The organism is Streptomyces sp. NBC_00252 (assembly GCF_036187565.1).
GTDB lineage: Bacteria > Actinomycetota > Actinomycetes > Streptomycetales > Streptomycetaceae > Streptomyces.
In genome coordinates this window covers 107,346-127,386 of sequence record NZ_CP108087.1, presented here as the reverse complement: position 1 = coordinate 127,386, position 20,041 = coordinate 107,346, and the positions used below count along the sequence as shown (strand labels likewise).

General features: G+C 66.7%; 18 protein-coding genes and 3 pseudogenes. 13 read left to right on the top strand and 8 right to left on the bottom strand.

Annotated features, from left to right (window positions below; genetic code table 11):
* Positions 1-22: 22 nt before the first annotated feature.
* Together OHT77_RS00490 and OHT77_RS00485 are read left to right on the top strand one after the other, a co-directional pair.
* Positions 23-493: a hypothetical protein gene (locus tag OHT77_RS00490; RefSeq protein WP_328825861.1), complete on the top strand. Its 471-nt coding sequence runs from the start codon at positions 23-25 to the stop codon at positions 491-493.
* Between the two features lie 44 nt (positions 494-537).
* Positions 538-954: pseudogene (locus OHT77_RS00485) on the top strand (hypothetical protein); the annotation flags it as partial.
* Positions 955-1,504: 550 nt separating this feature from the next.
* On the opposite strand, the gene OHT77_RS00480 reads toward OHT77_RS00485, so the two are convergent.
* Positions 1,505-3,247 (bottom strand): endo-1,4-beta-xylanase, encoded by a 1,743-nt coding sequence (locus OHT77_RS00480; RefSeq protein WP_443048191.1) that lies wholly within the window; start codon positions 3,245-3,247, stop codon positions 1,505-1,507.
* Between the two features lie 86 nt (positions 3,248-3,333).
* Here OHT77_RS00480 and OHT77_RS00475 point away from each other — a divergent pair, with 86 nt between their 5' ends.
* The 3 genes and pseudogenes from OHT77_RS00475 to OHT77_RS00465 form a co-directional block, all read left to right on the top strand.
* On the top strand, positions 3,334-3,855 hold the full coding sequence (locus OHT77_RS00475; protein ID WP_328825857.1) for an RHS repeat-associated core domain-containing protein: 522 nt from the start codon (positions 3,334-3,336) through the stop codon (positions 3,853-3,855).
* 258 nt (positions 3,856-4,113) lie between these two features.
* Complete coding sequence (locus tag OHT77_RS00470; RefSeq protein WP_328825855.1) at positions 4,114-4,287, top strand: hypothetical protein; 174 nt, start codon at positions 4,114-4,116, stop codon at positions 4,285-4,287.
* Between the two features lie 190 nt (positions 4,288-4,477).
* Positions 4,478-4,716 (top strand): annotated as a pseudogene (locus OHT77_RS00465) (glycoside hydrolase domain-containing protein); the annotation flags it as partial.
* A gap of 43 nt (positions 4,717-4,759) precedes the next feature.
* Here the strand turns inward: OHT77_RS00465 and OHT77_RS00460 are convergent.
* Both OHT77_RS00460 and OHT77_RS00455 read right to left on the bottom strand, forming a co-directional pair.
* A complete protein-coding gene (locus tag OHT77_RS00460) occupies positions 4,760-6,154 on the bottom strand; it encodes an MFS transporter (protein ID WP_328825854.1) in 1,395 nt (464 codons plus the stop codon).
* Positions 6,151-6,996: an alpha/beta hydrolase gene (locus tag OHT77_RS00455; RefSeq protein WP_328825853.1), complete on the bottom strand. Its 846-nt coding sequence runs from the start codon at positions 6,994-6,996 to the stop codon at positions 6,151-6,153. The genes OHT77_RS00460 and OHT77_RS00455 overlap by 4 nt, the downstream gene beginning before the upstream one ends.
* A 90-nt stretch (positions 6,997-7,086) precedes the next feature.
* On the opposite strand from OHT77_RS00455, the gene OHT77_RS00450 reads away from it, so the two are divergent.
* From OHT77_RS00450 to htpG, 3 genes are all read left to right on the top strand, one after another.
* Positions 7,087-8,052, top strand: coding sequence for a LysR family transcriptional regulator (locus OHT77_RS00450; protein WP_328825852.1), 966 nt, complete (start codon positions 7,087-7,089; stop codon positions 8,050-8,052).
* 647 nt (positions 8,053-8,699) lie between these two features.
* Positions 8,700-9,362, top strand: a complete 663-nt coding sequence (locus tag OHT77_RS00445) for a type III effector protein (protein WP_328825851.1) — start codon at positions 8,700-8,702, stop codon at positions 9,360-9,362.
* Between the two features lie 23 nt (positions 9,363-9,385).
* On the top strand, positions 9,386-11,305 hold the full coding sequence (htpG, locus tag OHT77_RS00440; protein WP_328825850.1) for a molecular chaperone HtpG: 1,920 nt from the start codon (positions 9,386-9,388) through the stop codon (positions 11,303-11,305).
* A gap of 135 nt (positions 11,306-11,440) precedes the next feature.
* On the opposite strand, the pseudogene OHT77_RS00435 reads toward htpG, so the two are convergent.
* Positions 11,441-11,740: pseudogene (locus OHT77_RS00435) on the bottom strand (transposase); the annotation flags it as partial.
* Positions 11,741-11,968: 228 nt separating this feature from the next.
* Positions 11,969-12,904, bottom strand: coding sequence for a helix-turn-helix domain-containing protein (locus tag OHT77_RS00430; protein ID WP_328825849.1), 936 nt, complete (start codon positions 12,902-12,904; stop codon positions 11,969-11,971).
* A 545-nt stretch (positions 12,905-13,449) separates the two neighbouring features.
* Here OHT77_RS00430 and OHT77_RS00425 point away from each other — a divergent pair.
* The 3 genes from OHT77_RS00425 to OHT77_RS00415 all read left to right on the top strand — a co-directional run bounded on the left by OHT77_RS00425 (position 13,450) and on the right by OHT77_RS00415 (position 15,238).
* Positions 13,450-13,836: an SH3 domain-containing protein gene (locus OHT77_RS00425; RefSeq protein WP_328825848.1), complete on the top strand. Its 387-nt coding sequence runs from the start codon at positions 13,450-13,452 to the stop codon at positions 13,834-13,836.
* A 252-nt stretch (positions 13,837-14,088) separates the two neighbouring features.
* The gene (locus OHT77_RS00420) at positions 14,089-14,472 is read left to right on the top strand and encodes a hypothetical protein (protein WP_328825847.1); all 384 of its coding nucleotides are present in this window, start codon (positions 14,089-14,091) and stop codon (positions 14,470-14,472) included.
* 337 nt (positions 14,473-14,809) lie between these two features.
* Entirely contained in the window at positions 14,810-15,238 is a 429-nt protein-coding gene (locus OHT77_RS00415; RefSeq protein WP_328825845.1) for an FAD-dependent monooxygenase, read from the top strand.
* A 23-nt stretch (positions 15,239-15,261) separates the two neighbouring features.
* Here OHT77_RS00415 and OHT77_RS00410 read toward each other — a convergent pair whose 3' ends face one another.
* The 3 genes from OHT77_RS00410 to OHT77_RS00400 form a co-directional block, all read right to left on the bottom strand.
* Positions 15,262-15,483: a hypothetical protein gene (locus tag OHT77_RS00410; protein ID WP_328825844.1), complete on the bottom strand. Its 222-nt coding sequence runs from the start codon at positions 15,481-15,483 to the stop codon at positions 15,262-15,264.
* Positions 15,484-15,860: 377 nt separating this feature from the next.
* On the bottom strand, positions 15,861-16,067 hold the full coding sequence (locus OHT77_RS00405) for a hypothetical protein (protein ID WP_328825843.1): 207 nt from the start codon (positions 16,065-16,067) through the stop codon (positions 15,861-15,863).
* 474 nt (positions 16,068-16,541) lie between these two features.
* A complete protein-coding gene (locus tag OHT77_RS00400; RefSeq protein WP_328825842.1) occupies positions 16,542-17,156 on the bottom strand; it encodes a hypothetical protein in 615 nt (204 codons plus the stop codon).
* Positions 17,157-17,813: 657 nt separating this feature from the next.
* On the opposite strand from OHT77_RS00400, the gene OHT77_RS00395 reads away from it, so the two are divergent.
* Positions 17,814-17,969 (top strand): hypothetical protein, encoded by a 156-nt coding sequence (locus OHT77_RS00395; protein ID WP_328825841.1) that lies wholly within the window; start codon positions 17,814-17,816, stop codon positions 17,967-17,969.
* Between the two features lie 523 nt (positions 17,970-18,492).
* Positions 18,493-19,869 carry an IS1380 family transposase gene (locus OHT77_RS00390; RefSeq protein ID WP_328825840.1) on the top strand — a complete coding sequence of 459 codons (1,377 nt, stop codon included), beginning with the start codon at positions 18,493-18,495 and terminating at the stop codon, positions 19,867-19,869.
* The last annotated feature ends 172 nt before the right edge of the window (positions 19,870-20,041 follow it).

Sequence of the window (20,041 nt, the reverse complement as noted above, 5' to 3'; positions counted from 1 at the left end):
TATACGGAGCCGAAGCCCGCTGATGACCACCGATCCGGAGCTCACGCTGCACCACGCCGTGGACGTCACGGTGGAAGACGCCTGGGCGATCTTGGAGTTTCTGGCACCCCGTTTGGAATCGCTGGAGCGCGCTCACGATGGCGACACGGAGGAGCACCGCACGGCCGCAGCTCTCGCTGAGGCGATGTCCGCCCTCGTGCTGGCGCTCGAATCAGAAATCCGCGGCCCCAACAGAGGACGTCTCCGCAACCGTTCCGCCCCACCACCCGCTTTAGTCCCTTCGCCGACCGAGGACGAGCGGATCGCCAGGGAAAAGCGGCGACTCACCATGATCGCGGAGTACTGGAACCAGCTCTGCGGCATCGTTTATGCCTGGCGCGAGAGCGACGGCTACGACCGGGCCCGGTGGCACCGGGTGACCTTCCTGGACACGGCCGCTGAGGCCGAGTATCACCGACTCGTCGTCGAAGCCGGCCTCCGGAAAGCCGAATAGTCGTGAACACCGCGGTGTCCGTCACGAAACTGCGGACAGAGCCCCTTCCGGAGTACCCGCACACCCCGTAATACCGGACCTTCGAGACCGCGGTCGACTCGGACGCCCACCTCTACGAGTTCGTCGTGCCCATGGTTCCCCCGACGTGGAACGAGCGGGAGCGTGTCGAGGAATACGTCTCACTCATGGAGCAGGGAACGGTCCCCACGGCGGTGGCGATCTCCGCCCTGGACGTGTGCCAGCCCGCCATCGACCGAGGAGACGACTACTTCGTGCACTGGGGCCTGACCCACTTCCTCCTCGACGGACACCACAAACTGGAGGCCGCCGCCACCGCCGGTCGGCCGGTGCGGCTCCTCTCGCTGCTGGCCTTGGGCGAAAGCCTGGCCGGATCGGAAGAAACCGCCCGGCTGCCTGCCTTGTGCACGCAATCCCGCACGGCCCGCCGGATTGGGCGGTAGACGTCGGTACGTGACTCCGGCCAACTACAACACTCAGAGGCCAAGTAGCGTGCTCAAGGGCCATCTATCGTGCTCAGTCTCATTGATCCAGAGTCGTGGTCCGTGGTGCACACAACTCGCGCGTTCGATAGCGCGGGGTGTGAGAGGCGGGTGCGGTGAACACGGACAAAGGGGTGTGCCGTGTGCCGGTGGTGATGCATGTGCGCTGCCCGGAGCGGCTGCCGGAAGAGCTGTACCTGCAGGTCCTGGAGCAAATCGGGGAGTTGTCCCCGGTGGTGCAGGCGCTGCCGCCCACAGCGGCGCTGGTCGACCTGGTCGGCGCGCTGCGCTATCACGCCGCACCGCCGCCCACCTTGCAGACGTGCTGCGGCTGCGGACGGTCTCCCGGTACGGCATCGACGTGCGCATCGGCATCGGCCCGACCATCACCGTCGCCACGACCGCCTCCGCGCAGGTCCCGCGTCCGGGGCGGCGTCCTGGCGGACCGTCATGTAGGTCCTTTGACTCTCACTGCCATCGACACAACACCGGGAGATCGCACATTGATTCGTCACGCCTCGTCAAAGGCCTCGAGCAGGCGCTCGTACGCCTGCTTCGGCCGCAGGGACGCGTCCCACGGCAGGGAATCGGCCGTGCGCGGAGGATAGATCTTGGTGTCGGCGGTGGAACCGTACCGGTCGGTGAATCCCCATGTGGAGAACGATGTGCAGTTCGGCTCCTCCAGGCAGACCCGAAGCTTGCCCGCCATCTCATCAGCCTGGGTCTGCCGCCCGTCCTGCTCGTCCTCACCTATGGGGACGTCCATCTCCGACACCCGTGCCTGAATCCCGAGCTCCGCCAGATCCCGCACATGGCTGCGGAAGGTCTCCGGGTCGGTGCGGTCACCGGGTGCGTACTCATGGTTTTGGAAACCCACGCCGTCGATCGGTACGCCGCGTTCCTTGAGCCGCTTGACCAGACCGTAGAGGGCGTCCCACCGTTCGCCGTCCTCCTCGACCCCGTACTCGTTGAGGAACAGCCGTGCCTTCGGATCGGCCCGGTGGGCGGCCCTGAACGCCTCGTCGATGTACTCCTCGCCCATGGCCTCGAACCACGGGCTCTGCTCGGAGCGCAGGCCGAGATCCCCGTTGGTGTAGCTCTTCTCGTCGTCGGACATGGGTTCGTTGACCACATCCCATTCCGCGACTTTTCCCTTGAAGTGCCCGGCGACCATGGCGATGTGCCGGAGCATGGTGCGGCGCACCTCCTTGGGGTCGTCGTTCTCCCGCATCCAGTTGGGCAGAGCCTCGTGCCAGACGAGGGTGTGCGCGTGCACCTTCATGTCGTTGGCGCGGGCGAAGCGTACGAGGAGGTCCGCGTCGCGGAAGTCGTAGACGCCCCGGCGTGGGTGGAGGAACTGTGGCTTGAACGCGTTCTCCGGAGTGAGCATAGAGAACTGGCTGCCCGCGAGCGCCCGGTAGCGTGAGTCGGTGAGCAGCGGGTTCTCGGCCAGGGCGGCGCCGATGTTGAATGGCCGCCCCAGGTCTGCGGCTCGCGCGCGCAGCGAGTCGTCGGACTGCTTCTGGCGTAGGTGCGGCGCCTTGATCACGCGGAGCGAGTCACCGCTCTCTGGCCGCGCGATCAGCTGCGTCAGACGCCATCCCTCGTGGCGCTCGTCTTCGGCCGCGTCCGCCTCCAGGCCGAACCAGACAGTGCCCTCGGCGAACACCCCCGGGTCCTGCACGGTTCCCAGCCGCCGCCCGTCGGCTTGTACGCGGAATGTGTCACCGATGCTCGACACAGCAAGCGTCACCGTCCCGGAACAGCCGCAGTCGAAATCCTTGGAGGCGGCCGGCTCATCGCCCTCGCCGTCCCATATCTGCACCTTCACGTGTCCGTCAGCGGTCACGCCGACGCGGAGTGAGGGCCGCTCCTGCCGCCACTCGTCGTAGATGACCGGTACCCGTCCGTACAGACGCAGCCATGAGCCGCCGGCATCGTCACCCACACCGGACATGCGTGCGGTGACCGTGAAGTCGCCATCGGAGCTGAGATGCGGGCCGGCCAGGTTCAGCGGGGGGTTGGGCTGGCCGCCGGAGGAGTCCTGCTCCACGATGTGCCGATCCAATGCGCTGACCCGCAGGATGCCGTTGCGCGCGGTGGTGCCCGGCATCTGCGTCCAGTCGTGGTTCCGCAGCAGGTCTTCGCCGTTTCCGCCGCCCGCGCCTTCGCCCTGTCCCGTACACCCGGCCGCCACTGCCATGACGAGCGCCACGGCGGCCAGTCGCTGCGACCTCCCCTCACCAAGGTCCACGGTCCCTCCCACTCTGTTGTTCGAGACGAGATCAACTTCTCGAAGCCGGGCCACAGTTCATCACGCATGAGGTACGCCGCGCAGTGGTGCGGCCACCCAGGCAGGCACGTTGGTCGGGGTGCGTACATGGTCCAGCAAGGTCGCTGCGGAGCATTCGCACGGCCCTGCTCGCACTCCCGCTCGACACCTCCACGGCCCTGACCACGGACGAGTTCGGCAAGCGCACCAGTACCGAGCAGGCCCGCTACGGCTTCTTCGGCGGCGAACAGCGCTCCGCCGACACCCTCGGCAACCTCGTCCTCATGGGCGTGCGCCTGTACGGCCCGGCCTCCGGCCGGTTCCTCCAGACCGATCCGGTCGTCGGCGGCAGCTGCAGCAACTACGACTACGTCTGCGCCGACCCGGTCAACGCGGAGGACGTTTCCGGCTGCCTGCCCTGCAAGATCCCGTGGTACGCGTGGACCGGATGGCGAAGCGACAACAAGATCACCTGGTCCGGAAAGTGGTCCTACACCAGCTGGCGCACCAAGAAGTACTCCTGGATGTGGGACGCGCTCGCCGACTGGACGCCCTCGGCGATCGTGGGCTGGAAGGAAAGGTGGCGCTGACGCACCCAGCGCGGTGTCCGCTGCACCCTCCTGTCGTGGAGCCGCGAAAAGGTCCTGGCCGAATGGGTGTCCGCCTACACCACCCAATACCAGGACTGGATCACCTACCGGCAGACCTACGTCTACTCGTCAAAGATCTACTGGGGATACTTCCCCCCCCGGTACATTTCAGGCCGCCCGGGCCGCTGAGAAGCGGCTCGGGCAGCCGCCCTGACTTCCCGAACACCTCTCAACAGTGAAAACCAAGGAGCAATAAGCATGTCCCAGTCCCGCGTCGGCGTCCTGGTGATGTCGATCGGCGTCGCTCTCACAGCGGCCGGAGCAGCGATGTACGTTCTTCCCGGCCCGGGCCTTCCTGTCCTGCTGCTGGGCCTCGCCGCTGTCGCCGCAGGAGCGGCCGTATCGTTCAGCGGCCGCAACTCCGCAAGCTGAACGCTGATCGGCCGTCATAAAGCGCAACGATTTCTCTTTTCGGTATCCGTCCGGGCTGCAACAGCCCTGGCCGGACTTGTGAGGTGGGAAAGCACCGAAGCATCAGCTTTCCAGAAAAGGCCGCTACATCGCCCTGACGAATACCGGCGTCGTCGTCGTGTCCGTCGCCGGGATCGCGGCGCAGACCTCGATGGCTGCCACCACATGGCCCGCGCAGAGGACCTACACCGGCCGGGCCTTCGACGCCTGCACGGCGCCCTAGCTCACCGCGATGAAGGCGTGGAAGAAGGACGCCTACTACAGCCGTGTCGGCGTCTACATCGGCGGCAAGAACCGGGGTGCGCCCAGCCCAACCTCACCAAGTCCTGGGTGAAGTCGGTCGACACCCTCGGCTGGCGGATCATCCCCTTGTACGCAGCCGCCCTGCCAGAAGAGCCTCATCGGCTTCGCCGCCTGAGAGCAGGCGGCCGCCTCAGCGCATCTCCCCGCGGATGCTGCTACGACCGTGTGCGGGCGTGGTTTCATTCCGGTCGCGAAGCCGGAGGCTGATCAGCGCGGTGATCGTGAAGGCGGCGGCCTGGTAAAGCATGGCGTGCCGGAAAGCGGTGTCCGCATCGGCGGCGGGGGAGTAGTAGGCGAGTCCGGCCGCGGTCACTCCGACGGATCCGCCGAGCTGTTGCGCTGTGGGCAGCAGTCCGGAGACCGAACCGGCGACAGGGCCGTGGACCTCGGCCAGGACCAGGGTGAACACCGACGCGGTGAAGGCGCCGAATGCGGCTCCGCCGGCGGCCAGCACGGGCAGTGCCACCTGGCGTCCCGCTGCCGAGCCGACGAGCGGGGCCAGCGCCAGGCACATCCCGGCCAGCACCAGGGAAGCGACGGTGAGCACCATCGGCCCGTGCCGGCGGGTGAGAGCGGGCGCGGCCCTGCTGCCGGCAATGGCGGCGGCGGCGAACGGTGCTGACGTCAGCGCAGCCGCCAGCGCCGAGTACCCGATGGCGGACTGAAGGTGGAGGAAGAGAAGGTACGTGAAGGACGGCACGCCCGTGTTGAACACGAACACCAGCAAGGTGCCCCTGAGCGCCGGCCGGTGATGCAGCACTGCCGGATGGATCAGGGGGTCAGGTCGGTGCGGAAGGCTGCGGACGAAGTGGCCGAGGGCGGCCACAGCCACGGCGAATCCGGCCCATGTCCACCAGGGCCAGCCTGCTTCCCGCCCCAGCGCCAGGGGCAGGATCAGGGCGCCGGCTCCCACAGCGACCAGCACCGCACCCAGCTTGTCGACGCGGAGTCCGTCCGCCCCGCGGGTGCGGGGCAACGCGGTCGCTCCGGCGAGGGAGGCGAGTGCCACCGGCACGGTGAGGAGCATCACCGGCCGCCAGCCGAGGCCGAAGAGATCGGCACTGAGGACGAGGCCGCCGGTCAGGGGCCCGACGAGTGACGCGACGGCCATGGTGGCGCCGTACAGGCCGAGGGCGCGCGGCCGGCGTGTCGTGGGGGTGGTGGCCTGGATGAGGGAGAGGACCTGGGGGGCGACCAGGCCGCTGCCCGCGCCCTGCACCAGCCGGGCCGTGATCAGTGATGCGGCGTCGGGGGCACACGCGCCGGCCACCGAGCCCGCGGTGAAGACCACGGTGCCCGTCACGAACAGGCGGCGGTAGCCGTACCGGTCGCCGAGCCGTGCGGCGGGGATGAGCAGGCACGCGTACGTCAGGGTGTATCCGGCGAGGACCAGCTGCACGGCGCCCGGACCGGCGCCCAGGCCCGCCTGTATCGCCGGCGCGGCCATCTGGGCGACAGTGACGTTGAGCAGTTGCACGAAAGTCGCGCTGAGCACCACCGGCAGCACGAGGCGTCCGCCGCTCACGGCAGCAGCGCCGCGGCGAGCTCATGGGGCCGGGCGGCGAACGGACTGTGGCTGCCCGGGAGGGTGCGCACGGTGAAGGGGTTGGCGGGCATGTCCCGGTCGGCTTCCGCGATCATCAGATCCTGCACGGCGCTCGGCAGTGCCCGGTCGTCCGCGCAGCGCAGGAAGGTCCGCGGGATGCGCCCCCACCGGCCCGGGGTCACGATGACCGGGGTGGTGGGGATCCCCAGAGGCAGGTCGGTGCTCAGGGCTGAGCGCCAGCGGTCGAAGCGGTCCAGGGGGATGTCGTGGTAGTGAGTCTGCCGCAGTTCCTCGATGTAGGCGGGGTCCTGCGAGAGCGGGTTGATCCGCACGGCGCCCAGTTCCCCGGGGTCGCCGAGGTTCAGACTCTGGCCCCGTGCCGTGGCGTTCTCGGGCGAGCGGAGGTAGTCGAAGAACCGGGGGCGTCCGGCGGGTACGAAGGCCGAGAGGTAGACGATTTCGTCAACCAGTTCGGGTGCGCGCTCGGCGGCCAGTGAGGCGGGACCGCCGCCTGCACTGTGCGCGACGAGTACGACACGACGGTGGCGGCGGGCCTGGCGCAGTGCGTCCAGCACGGCCCCGGCGTTCTCGTCCATCGTCACGGTGGCGAGCGCGGACCTCTCGGTCAGCAGACCCGGCTGGCCCGGCTGAAGGTATCCGCTGGGCAGTGGCGCGTCGAAGCCGTGCCCCGGCAGGTCGGTTGCCACGCTGGCGGCACCGAGTGCGGCGAGGGCGCGCTGCGTCGCCGCCCACTGCCCCGAGCCGTGCCAGGCCCCGTGTACGAAGACGAAGACGGTGTCTGTAGGAGAACAAGCAGTCATGACCGCATTCCACGCGACCCGGCCCCGGCCATCCATCAAAAGATATGACAAGCTAGCCTGTAATACCCAGGAGATATGGAGCAAGGCTGTATGGAGGCGCGGCACCTGCGCTACGCACTGACCCTCGCCGAGCACGCACACTTCGGCCGGGCGGCCAGTGCGCTGGGCATCGCGCAGCCTCCACTGTCCAAGCAGATCGCCGACCTCGAACGAGAAGTGGGCACTCGCCTCTTCGGCCGCACCCGCCAAGGGGTCTTCCCGACAGCGGCGGGCGCTGCCTTCCTTGCCCGGGCCCGCAGGGCGCTCGACGAGATCACGGCGGCCTCGGCTGACGCGGCCAGGGCAGCACGCGGCGAGACGGGACGGCTGCGCCTGGGATTCATCGCCTCGGCTCTGCTCCAGCCCCTGCCGGACGTCCTGGGCCGGTTCGGCCGCGAACGGCCCGACGTGCAACTGGAACTGCACGAGATGGCGACCAACCGCAGCACGGCCGCGCTCGTCGCCGGCGAACTTGACGTGGCGATCGGCCTCGGCCGTCCACGCGGCGTCGGGGCCGAGCAACTGGTATCAGTCCCGATCGGACACGACCACCTGGTCGCGGTCGTGAGCAGCACGCACCCCTACGCGGGGCAGCCGTCGGTGGACGTGGACCAGCTGCGGCGACAGCGGCTGATCGTGGCGCCGGACGAGGACGAGCCTGCCGTCGTCACCGGCCTGCAGACCCTACTGGGCAAGGACACCCCGGCGCTCACCGGCGCAACCGTCGCGAGGGACATCCACACCATCATCGGCCTCGCCGCCTGCGGAGTGGGCGTCGGTCTGGGGCCCTCCCGCATGATGGCGGCCCCACGCCGGGGCACGTGGTTCTGCGAGGTGACCCCGCGCGCAGCGCTGCCCGATCTGGTCCTGTCCTTCCAAGCCCGGAACCGCTCCCCGGCACTGAACGCCTTCCTCGACATCATCCGCAAGAACTGCCCCGAGGCCGGTGCTGCGCTCGACGACCGGCTCGGCCCCCTCGGACAAGAAGAAGGCGACGGCGCCTCGACTCCTGCCTGACTTTGCCTCGCCGGACGAGTGGAAGTCCCCCCGGTTCCGGTGCTTGGCTACCGTGCTCCGCCGCACTGGTGGCCGCCTGGACCGGGGCACCATTGGTCCGGGCGACGGCTGCCGGCGGTGGGCGGGTGATGTGCCCGTCGGCGTGCTGCGGAGCGTCCGGGCAGGCTTGGGCGCTTCCTCGTTCCTGGGCTCTTTCGTGAACCGACGGCCCGGCGAGGCGGGTTCCGCTTCGGTCGTTCTTCAGCGCAAGGGGGCCGCGCGGCCTTCCAGACCGGAAGGTGCGACGCCGGGGAAGGCGTCCGCTTCCATGGTGCGCCATCCCGCCGGTGCCGCAACGACAAGTACGGTTTCGCCACCAAAAGCGTTCATTCCGCCGTGATTTGCCTGTGCTTGTGGCCGTGATGGAGTAACGGGCCGACCGCGCCGGGGGCGGGGGAGGGGGCTATTTGTTCCGTAACCCCCGGATCGCGTTGAGTGATGTGCGCCCGGCGCACCATGCTGTCGTCCAACTCCTCCGGGGCGATTCAGCACCGTCCCGGAGGTGGTGGCAGTTGTGCCAATGCGCTGCGCGGACACCGTTGTATCATGTCATCCGATGGATGACATTGATGCTGTCATCAATGCGATGACGGCTGAGGGGGGTGCGCGTGACCGCAGCGGAACAGCCGATCCCTGCCAGGGCCGGCGCCCGCGGCCCAGCCTCCTTCCCTGCGGCGGCAGCGGCCCTCGCCGCCATGGATGACGCGCTGCGCGACGCCCAGGACGAGACCCCTGAGGCTGACGTGACCCGTCCCGAGCAGGCGCTGGCCTCCTTGACATCACTGCGCCAGGTACGCGAGCAGTTCTCTGGCTGGGAGACCGGGCTGATCGAGACAGCACACGACGCCGGTGCCAGCCGGGCCGACGTCGCCGGACCCCTCGGCGTTGCCAGCCGGCAGACAGCAGAACGCCGATATCCGCGCCGCCGCCCCGGCGGGGCCGGCGCCACCGACGAGCAGCGCGTGACGGCCACCCGCCAGGCCAGGGCTGCCGAACGCGCCACCGCTACTTGGGCCCGCGCCAATGTCGCTGACCGACGTCGTCTCGCCGGAAAGATCACTGCCCTCGACCCTCTCGGCCCCCAGCCGCGCCCGGTCCAGGCTGCCCTGCAAGTCGCTCTTGGCACCGTCGGCGCCGCCGATCTCCTGGAGCCCCGGGCCCGCATGCGTCCCTACCGTCATGCGCATCATGCGGGTGCGGTCCGGCCCGCCGTGACGCAAGCCGATGGCGGGCGACGTTCCGTCTCGGCTCAAATCCAAGTCCGTTCATGACGTCCCCACAGGAAGAGACCCACATGGGCAGCAGTACCGAGACGCTGGAATTCCAGGCCGAGACCCGCCAGTTGCTCCGACTGGTGATTCACTCGATCTACTCGAACAAGGACATCTTCCTGCGCGAGCTGATCTCGAATGCCTCCGACGCCCTGGACAAGCTGAGGCTGGAATCGCTGACGGACTCCAGCCTCGCCGAAATCGACACCAGCGACCTACACATCGCGTTGCAGATCGACAAGGACGCCCGCACCCTGACCGTCCGTGACAACGGAATCGGCATGACCCGGGACGAACTGGTGGAGCTGATCGGCACCATCGCCAAGTCCGGCACCGCCGGCCTGCTGGAAAAGATCAAGGAGTCCAGAGAAGCCGCCACCGCCGACAGCCTGATCGGGCAGTTCGGCGTCGGCTTCTACTCCGCGTTCATGGTCGCCGACAAGGTCACCTTGCGGACCCGGCGGACCGGCACCGACTCCGGCACCCAGTGGGAGTCCGACGGCGAGGGCACCTACACCATCCAGACCGTCGACGGCCTTCCCACGGGTACCTCAGTCACCCTGCACCTCAAGCCCTCCGACAGCGAGGACGGGCTCGCCGACTACCTGGCCGAGCCGAAAATCCGTCAAATCGTCAAGCGCTACTCGGACTTCATCCGCTGGCCCATCAGGATGGCTGCCGAGCCCACCGGCACCGAGGGCGAGGCCACCCCCGGCGCCGACACGCTCAACTCGATGAAGGCTCTGTGGGCCCGGCCGCGGGACGAGGTGACCACGGACGAGTACAACGAGTTCTACCAGCAGATCAGCCATGACTGGCTCCCTCCGGCCGAGACGATCCATATGCGCGCCGAGGGCACCTTCGAGTACGAGGCACTGCTGTTCATCCCCTCACAGGCACCCTTCGACCTGTTCTCCCGCGAAACCAAGCCCGGCGTGCAGCTGTACGTCAAGCGGGTGTTCATCATGGACGACTGCGAAGCGCTCATGCCCCACTACCTGCGCTTCGTCAAGGGTGTCGTGGACGCCCACGACCTGTCGTTGAACGTCTCCCGGGAAATCCTCCAGCACGACCGGCAGATCCGCGGCGTACGCAGGCGCCTGGTCAAGAAGGTCCTCGGTGCCCTCAAAGACATGCAGACGAAGGACGTCGAGCGCTACGCGAAGGTGTGGACGCAATTCGGCCGGGCACTGAAGGAGGGCCTGGTCGAGGACGTGGACAACAGTGAGGCCCTGCTGGAACTCATCTCAGCCGCGTCCACGCACGACCCGGAGAAGACCACCACGCTCCGCGAGTACGTCGAGCGAATGAAGGATGGCCAGGACGCCATCTACTACCTGACCGGCGAGAGCCGGTCGACGGTGGAGAACTCCCCGCACATGGAAGCCTTCACCGCCAAGGGGTACGAGGTCCTGATCCTCACCGATCCCATCGACGAGGTATGGGCGGACCAGGTACCGGCATTCGACGGCCATCCTCTGCGGTCCATCGCCAAGGGCCAGGTCGACCTCGACGACTCCGCCGACGGCGACCAGGACACCAACGCTGAGAAGGCTCAGCGTGAGCAGGACTTCGCCGCCCTGCTGACCTGGCTGACCACCACCCTGTCCGGCCAGGTCAAGGAGGTACGCCTGTCGTCCCGCCTGACCACCTCGGCAGCCTGCATCGTCGGCGACGCCCACGATGTGACGCCGACCCTGGAGAAGATGTACCGGGCCATGGGGCAGCAGATTCCCCCCGTCAAGCGGATCCTGGAACTCAACCCTGCGCACCCCTTGATCGTCGCCCTGCGGACAGCGCACGACGCTGGCGCCGAGGAACCCGCACTGGCGGAGACCGCCGAACTGATCCACGGCAGTGCGCTGCTCGCCGAGGGGGGCGACCTGCCCGACCCTGCCCGCTTCACCCGACTGCTCACCGACCGCCTGGCCCGCAGCGTGTAACCACAGTGCGGCCAGAGGACGGCCGGCCGGATCAACTCCGGCCGGCCGTCCGTCACTTGTGCGCAGGACCAACAGTGGTATGGCGGGTGGACTTCGTACCTGAACCCTCAGTGGTTGTTGATGCCCCTATGGATGTCAACTTGCGGTTCCGTTGGGTTCTGCAGGGCACGCGGCTGTCCTGATGGGGGCGATGAGTCGGTAGATTTCGCGTGCGACATAACGTTTCAGGCGCCTGATGATCTCCCGGCGGGTTTTGCCCTCCGCGAGGCGTCGCCGCAGGTAGTCCTGGGTCCGGTCGTCCCAGCGCAGGCGGCTGAGGACGATCCGGGAGAGGGCCGCGTTGGCCTGGCGGTCACCGCCACGGTTGAGACGGCGTCGTTGGGTCTTGCCGGCGGATGCCTCGACGGGGCTGGTGCCGCACAGGGGGCCGTAGCCTTGTGCGGTGTCGGCGACATCGTCTGCGAGATGCCGACACGCGGTCTCCGGGGAGCAGACTCAGTCGACGGCGAGCGCATCCAGCAACTGCTGCGGCGTGAACTATGTTCCGTGCACCGCAAGCGTCCACCGCCTCCAGTACCGGCGCCGCCGGATCGGGGACGGCGACCAGGCGACCGGCTCCAGCCATGTCGTTGCCACCGACGCAAGGGTGATCCGCGGGTTCTTCTAGTTTTTCTGACTGCGGCGCAGTTCGCTGACAGTTGTGCCGAACTCGCGCTTCAGAGCCCTGCCGAGGTGTTTGGGGTCGTGTATTCCCCACTGCGCCGCGATCACGGCCGCAGGGAGGTTCGCGGAGGAGGGATCGAGGAGATCTCTGCGGATCCGTAGCAGACGTTCATGCCGGACCCAGGCGGCGAACGTCAGGTCGCTGTCTTTGAAGAGGGCGTGGAGGTGCCTGATGGAGATGTGATGCCGACGCGCGATGTGCTCCGCGCTGAGGTGGCTGTCGTCAAGGTGGGCCAGCGCGTAGGCGCGGATGCGGTCGGTGAGATTGCTCGCGACGGAGACCCGTTCGGGCGTGGTGTCGGCGAAGGCGGCGAGGAGGAGCGCGGTGAGGGCGTCAGCCAGATGCGTACGTGCCGCGCTGTGATGGGGAAGGCCGTTGTTGACCGTGGACAGCGCGTGGTCGAGGAGTCCGCCGATTCCGTCCAGAGCGGGGATGGGTAGTGCCGTGTGCTGGCTTACGGAGTCCGCGTGTCTGCCCAGACTAGCCCGGGGGATGCAGAGCACGGTCATGTCAGTGGGATCCGCACCGATGAGCCGGTAGGGCCGGGTGTTGTCACAGGCGTACAGTTCACCGGGTTTCACCGTCGCGGTCCGGTCGTCCTGGGCCGCCGTGAGCGGACCGTGGTGGTGGAGGTTGAAGTGCATCCATTCCACGTCGGTGGAGGTGATGCTGCCGCTGTCCCGTGTCACCGTTGCGGCGGCTGCCTGGATGCGAGCGATGACCACAGGTCCGATGACGGTGTGGTCGACCACGGCTTCGAACCCCTGGGGGCCGGGATCGCTCACCCGCAGCGGGGCGAACAAGGCCGAGGCAACCGTCTCGAAGGACTGGGTTCCTCTTAATCGGGCTAACGGGGAATCCTTGCGGCCTGTCATGCCCGTCCACCTCCGGCCCCGGCCGGAACGGACACCTGGCTAGCGCGTGGTGCACGGTGCACGAACTGGGGAGTCATGGTGCGCGCAGTGGCGCCGTTGAGGTGCGGCTTGCGCCTAGGGTCGTCAACGAACGAAGCACAGCCCGGTTCTGCGGGGGAAATCCGTCGACCACCGCCCACTGGAGAAGGCCCGTATTCCCTGATGCACGGGGGCAGCCGAATACTGACGAGAGGCCGTGGATATGCGCACCGACTGAGGGTCTGGATCAAGGATGCGGCCGGGCTGCACATGTATGCGTCGGCCTCGCTGATCGTTTCGCTCACATTCATGCTCCTCCGCTGCCTTCACTCCTTCGTGCAAGTGTTCCAGTAGTTGGTATTCAAGACCAGAGCATGGCCACGGGCCGGAAACCATAAGCGCCTTTCAGGATCTGCATCTTCCACGCCCATGCCTGGGCACATCGACACTGCCAACGCGTCTGCACGCGCCCCGGCCTGCAACCCGGACAGAGCGGGCTCAATGCCCTCGACACTGGCAGGAGAACGATGAACAAGCATGCTGTACGCACCGCACTCGTCTGCCTCTTCGCCACCGTGGGCCTGATCACCGCCACCGCCGGTGTCGGCCATGCCCAGACGGTGACCGCCGACCGGCCAGTGACTGCGCCGCTGCCGACGGCCGTCGCAGCAGGCTACGACGTCACTCCGTACGAGAACGCCAACGTCCTCACCCTTGCGCAGAGCAGCGGCACTCACGTGGCCACGCTCACCGCGGGCAGAACGTATGCGGCCTACTGCTGGACCGTGGGTGAGACGGTGTACGCCCACGGGATCACCAGCAGCATCTGGATCGTCTTCGCGGACGGCTACGTCAGCGCCCTCTACTTCGAAGGCGGCAAGTACGCCGGCCTGCCGCCTGACGCCCAATGCTGACGGGTCCGCCCACTCCGCGGCACGGATCCTCCGGCATACCTGCTCATGGACGGTCCGCTCCGATGTCGCCGTCGGCGCCGAGCGCGCGTGGCGGTGCCGTTCGAAGCCGTCGGCTCCAGGCACGTCTCGACAGACTTCGAGACGTTACGAGGTCCCTTTGGGCGGGACCTGAGTTGAGTCCACCGGGATTGACCACCTGGGAGAAATTGCCGCCACAGCACCACTGGCGGCATACACAAGGGGAGAAGAATCATGCGACCACGTTCCTTCACATCCGCCATGCTCGCGGTCCTGGCCACGGCGGGGCTCCTGGCCACCGGCTCTCAGGCGGTGGCGGCACCGCAGGCTCCGCGCACGCCCGCATCGGCCTCCACCTACAACCTGACCACTGTCATCGACCAGTGGACCCACTGGAGCCCCGACCCGTACACCTCGACGCACGCAGGCACCCTGTACGCCGGCACCAGCTACTTCTACTGCTGGGTCCACGGCGCCTGGTACTCCAACAACGGTCACTCGGACGACATCTGGCTCCTGACCGACGACGACACCGGCAACGGGGGCGTGTACGTCAGCGACGTGAACCTCGACTCCTGGGGTTGGCACCACGATCAGCAGGTCCTGTCGGAGTGCTAGGCAGTCCCTCCCCAGGGCCAGAGAGTCCGGCCGGCGCGTCGCGCCGGCCGAGTACCCGACGGCCCTGACCGCCGACGCTCGGCTGGTAACTCCCAGCCGAGCGTTCGGCATTCCGCAAGGCTGGTCGTCCGCCGGTTTCGCCGTATGGCGTTCTCCACACCCCGCTTCATCATGTGCCTGTTTCACATTTCGCGGTGTTGCCGAGGGCCTGGTGAAGATCGCGTTGGCAGGGAAAATCGCTGTGCTGAACGCTGGGCGCCACTGAGCACGGGGTGAAGCAGTCGCGCTTCCTTCTCCAAAAGGGAAGCGTCGTCAGCATGACGACGCGCCCACCACTGTGGACATCGGCTTCGTCCAGCGTCTGCTCGACGAACGCGCTCCCGGCCAGGCCGAAGTCACCGGCCTGGCATGGTCGTCACGGTTCCGGGTGCACCACCAGGTCGCCGACCGCTACCGTGCCGGCCGCCTGCTGGCCGGCGACGCCGCCCATGTCCACAGCCCCGCCGGCGGCCAGGGCATGAACACCGGCGTCCCGGACGGCTACACGCTCGGCCGGGCGTTTGCCACCGGGCAGCTCGACGGCTACGAGGCGCAACGCCGCCGCATTGCCCAGCGGGTGGTCGCCTTCACCCACCGCGTGACCCGAGCGGCCACCACGCGCAACCCGATGGTTCGCGCAGCACGGAACATCACGCTTCCCCTGCTCGGCCACACGGCCGTGCCCCGGAAGCTCGCCACCGAACTCGCCGAGCTCAACTACCGGTAGTGCAGACGTGATTCGGGGTCCCTTCAGGTCGCCGCCTCCTCGAAGGCCAGTACGTCGTGGCCGGTGTCCCAGAGCAGGGTCAGCAGTGCGCGTACCGACGCCTTGCCGACCTTCCACCGGCGATAGTGGATCTTGAGCTGGTCGCCGTAACTCCAGTCGGCTGGTGCTGCGTTGGTGGTCCAAGGAAAGACGTCCCGCTTCCCGTGGGGAAATGCAGGTGCAAGGCCTGCCCGGCGCTCGATCACGGGGGCTGTCCCGCAGGGACAGCCCCCGTTCGTTGTCCGGCACTGCCGACTGGCCCGACGCCTGGCGGGACAGGTCTTACCAGCCCGTCACCTCGACGGCATGCAGACAGTGCCGGCCGGCAGCATCCGGCCTCCACCACCGGCTCTCGCCGATGAGAGAGGGCCCGAACCAGAGGTATGCATACCCGTCATCGTCGTATCCGCCGTCGCCATGCGGAGCGACGCGAGCGTTCGGGGCCGGCCGAGCACCAGCGGCGCGGTCACCGGTTCGTCGTCAGGGACGCGGTGAATTCCTGCGGACGCGTGGGCGGGTGTGCGACGGTGGGTACTGGTTGGGTCTGCCGCTTTCCCCCGTAGTGGCGGGCCCGGCCGTTTGTTCAGCGGGCGAGGGTGACGGTGATCGGCTGGTCGGGGCAGTCGGCGAGCTGCCGGTCGAGTGCGTTGCGTTCGGTGGCGTCGATGCTCAGGCCCCACCGGGTTTTGTCGGCGATCCAGTCGGTGTCGTGCTGGCAGCGGTAGCCCGCGTAGTGCACCGGATGCGCCGGCCTGGTGTGGTGGAACGCAAGCACCTGCTCTGTCTCCATGACGCGTTGATGTCCACCAGCCCAGGAATGGCCTGGTGGCAGTAGAAATCTGAGATCGCGGTGGGAACGGCAGCTTCAGAGGTCACAGTGAGTCACTTTCTGTCTCGCGCAGCGGTTTGACCGCAAAAACTACCTTCTGTCTCATCTGTATCAGTGCTGGCCAATGATGACGCCGGAGCCGCTGGCCCTCCAGGCCTCCAAGGCGGCGGTGACAGCGAAGCGGCGCCCACACGGGAGAGCGGCGTCTCTATCGGACTCCGCGATAGCCCGGTGCGCCGCGCCGCTTGTCGTCCGGATCGGCGTCGAAGTATGCCGACAGAAGGGCCTGTCGCGCAGCCGGGGGTGGCCCGGCGCGGCAAGGAGTTGCGAAAGCTGGGCCCTCAACCTGCCCCAGTCCCGAAAAGACCCCGCCGCCAAGACGCAGAATCCCCGCTAGCAAACTGACGAGGGCTCATGAACGATCGAGGCCAGGAATCACTGATTTTGTAGTAGTGTATCTTCAATTAGAGGTCTGACTGCCAGTCCCTTCGACTGCCAGGGTTCGGGATTTTCAGCAGCCAAGCGCTCAAGCCATCGAACCTGGCCTGCAAAGAAGGCGGCGAATTCTGAGCCTTCTCCAAAGCCGAGAATAGGGCTTTCTGTACCGCGTTTCCCGTGCCCATAGAGCATGACGCGGTACGCATCGTCGACCTCCTCAACACCGAATGAGCACTGAAAGTTGTAAGTCCAAATTTTTAGTCCCGCATTCGGATTGCAATCCAGCGACACTCTTTTCGCGGCATCAAAGAGAGGGCGAAGAACTTCTCTTGTGTACCGTCGCGGATCCTCCATGGCAGCCTCAGGAGGCTCTAGCCTATAGCGATCCTTCCGTGATGCGCAATTTGGATCCATTACGTAAAAATTGACGGGAATGGTCCTCCCCTTCTCTTCGAAAACAGGCAGAATCTCATCGCGTGCATAGAAGTTTCGCGTCAAGCCAAAAAAATTGATCCGACTTCGCGCGTTTCTGATGCGCGTAACAAGATCTCTTTGGCTTTCACTCGTCGTTCGGGGCCAAATTCCATAAAGGCCGGAATTCTGTACGCTCATCGTAGACACCCCACTGTGGTCAATTCCGAATCCGAGTAAGTCAGGGCGGGTCTTATACACCTTACATAGATAGTCAACTCTTTCTTGTCCCGGCCGTCGATCCTGATGCTCCCACCGACAGATCTCTGCGGTGCTGATATGGAGCGGAGCTAATCCTTCGGACTGGTAAGCCGCGTCAAGGCGGGTCGATAGCTCTGTCCTACTCCATCCGTTTGCGAACCTCCAGGCTTCGAGGGGGAAAATTTGCGGAAGAGCTTGGGTTATCCTTTGTGCTATTTCGCTAACTGTCCACCCCTCGCGCAAGCCAATTAGCCGAATATCGGCAGCCTGGCGCGCAAGTTGCAACCGAGTAGCCCTGGGGACGCGTGAGGTCATAGTTGCTACTTTCCTCCTCTGTATCAATGCCGCGTTCAGGCAATGCTACATGCCAATAGAGGCATTGATGGGTCATTTCCGGAGAGATGAAGATTATTTACAGGGATTCCTCCATGGAAGGGGGGAATAAATGTTCGATTTCGCTGTCGATGGAGTGCTCGCCAGTATCCTCGGCGAGTTGCTAGCGGCTTTCGTTCTCGCGGCAGCACGGAAATGGCGAAAGGCAAGCAAAGTCGGTTCGGGTAAAAAAAGTAAAGAAAAGCTACCGGAAGGAGTGTAGATATGTTCCGTTTCCTCGCCATCCTGCAGATCATCGCTGTTATCGGCATGGTCTCTGTTCTGATCCTCTGGATCCTCATCAACGTCTCAGTCGTGAGTACAGAGGAGATCTTCTCATTCGTGACGACGGGGCACTGGCTGTCGCCTTCGCCCTGGTGAAGGGCTGTACGCATCGGCGGCCTTACGCGTCTGGCTGAGGGGATTGCTCTACGAGTCGGCGTTCGCCGTATAGCCAGTCCGCCCGCAACTGCTCCACGGGCGGGAACGTTTCAGGGGCGTCCTCGGGCGAGCAGGGTGGCGGCCGCCGGCCCCGCAGCCGCCATCGCCACCGTCTTGTTTACGCCACCAGCCCCCGACGAAACCGCTCTGCGCCGCCGCGCGCATGGCTCTGCCTGTACAGCCGCCAGCCGACGCGCATACGGCGTCCGAGCCGGCGGCGTCCTTGCTCTTCATGTCGCATCCAGCTCGGACGGCAGCGCCACCTCGTGAGAGTTATCAGTGCACTATTTGGCTGGAGGCACCGACTCTTCAGGATCCTCACCACATAGGACACGGTCTAACCTCGCGCTTTCGTGAAGCGGGCTGTCCGGCAGGCGGTCAGGGAAGCAGAAAGTGCCTCTGACCAGCGAGAATGAGGATTGCTGAGGTCCTTGTTCCCGCCCCTGCCGGAGGCACTTTCCAGGTGAAGCAGCCTATCGGGTCCTATCCCCATGTCCTTGTCCGGGATGACGGCCGGGCCGTGGTCTCGCAGGCCGGTTCGGTCCTGTTGGTCGAAACGGTCCGCAAGATCGGCCTTGACCAGGCGATATCCGCAGCCCTGACCCCATGGCGGAAACCGCGAGCCGTCCACGACCCCGGCAAGATGCTCGTGGACCTCGCACTGGCGGTCGCACTCGGCGGCGACTGCCTCGCCGACGTCGCTATGCTGCGGGCCGAGCCGGGTGTGTTCGGCCCGGTCGCCTCCGATCCGACGGTCTCCCGTTTGATCGGCACCCTCGCCGCCTCCGGCGAGAAGGCGCTGACCGCGATCCGCGTCGCACGTTCCGAAGTCTGCAAAAGAGTATGGGAGTTGGCCGGCGAGCGGGCTCCGGATGCCGGCAGGCAGGTGACCGTGGACCTGGACGGGGTCCTGGTCGTCGCGCACTCGGACAAGCAGGACGCGGCCCCGACCTGGAAGAAGACCTACGGACACCATCCGCTCATGGGCTTCGTCGACCACGGCCCGGGAGGAACCGGCGAACCTGTCGCAGCCCACCTCCGGCCCGGCAACGCGGGCTCGAACACGGCCGCCGACCACATCACCGTCACTCGCCTCGCCCTGGCTCAACTGCCCAAGAAATACCGGCAGGGACGGCGGACACTGATCCGCTGTGATTCCGCGGGCGGCACCCACGAGTTCGTGGCCTGGCTCGCCCAGCGCGGACGCTGGCTGTCCTACTCGGTCGGCATGGTGATCACCGAAGCCATCCACCAGCATGTTCTGAAGATCCCCGCATCGGCCTGGACGCCTGCGGTCGAATCGGACGGCGAGATCCGTGACGGGTCCTGGGTCGCCGAACTCACCGGTGACCTGCTCGACAGCTGGCCGCAGGGCATTCGGTTGATCGTCCGCAAGGAACGGCCCCATCCCGGAGCCCAGTTGAGGATCACGGACGCCGACGGCATGCGGATCACCTGCTTCGCCACCAACACCCTCAACCAGCCCATCGCCCAACTCGAACTCCGCCACCAGTTGCGAGCCCGCGCGGAGGACCGCATCCGGGCCGCGCGAGCGACCGGACTGCGCAACCTGCCCCTGCACGACACCGCGCAGAACCAGCTCTGGCTGGAGATCGTCCAGATCGCCCTCGACCTGCTGGCCTGGATGCCCGTGCTCGCCCTGACCGGCCAGCCCCGGCTCTGGGAACCCCGTCGCCTGCGACTCCGCCTGTTCTCCGCGGCCGGCCAGCTCGTCACCAACGGCCGACGCCGCTTCCTCCGCCTCGCCCGCCACTGGCCCTGGACCCGCGAGATCACAGACGCCCTCGCACGACTCGCGCCCCTGCCAAACCCTGGCTGACCAGCTAACTCGCCTGTCCCTGCAAGACAACGTGCCAGCCCGGAGCAGTGGAACCCGGCGTCCACCCGAGACGACACCCGGGCCCTCAACCTGCCCGGCCTCAGCCACCGACAACGAAATGGGCCCCCGACTCTGTCGGCGGCCCACCACGAAAGATCGAGGCTAGACCCGC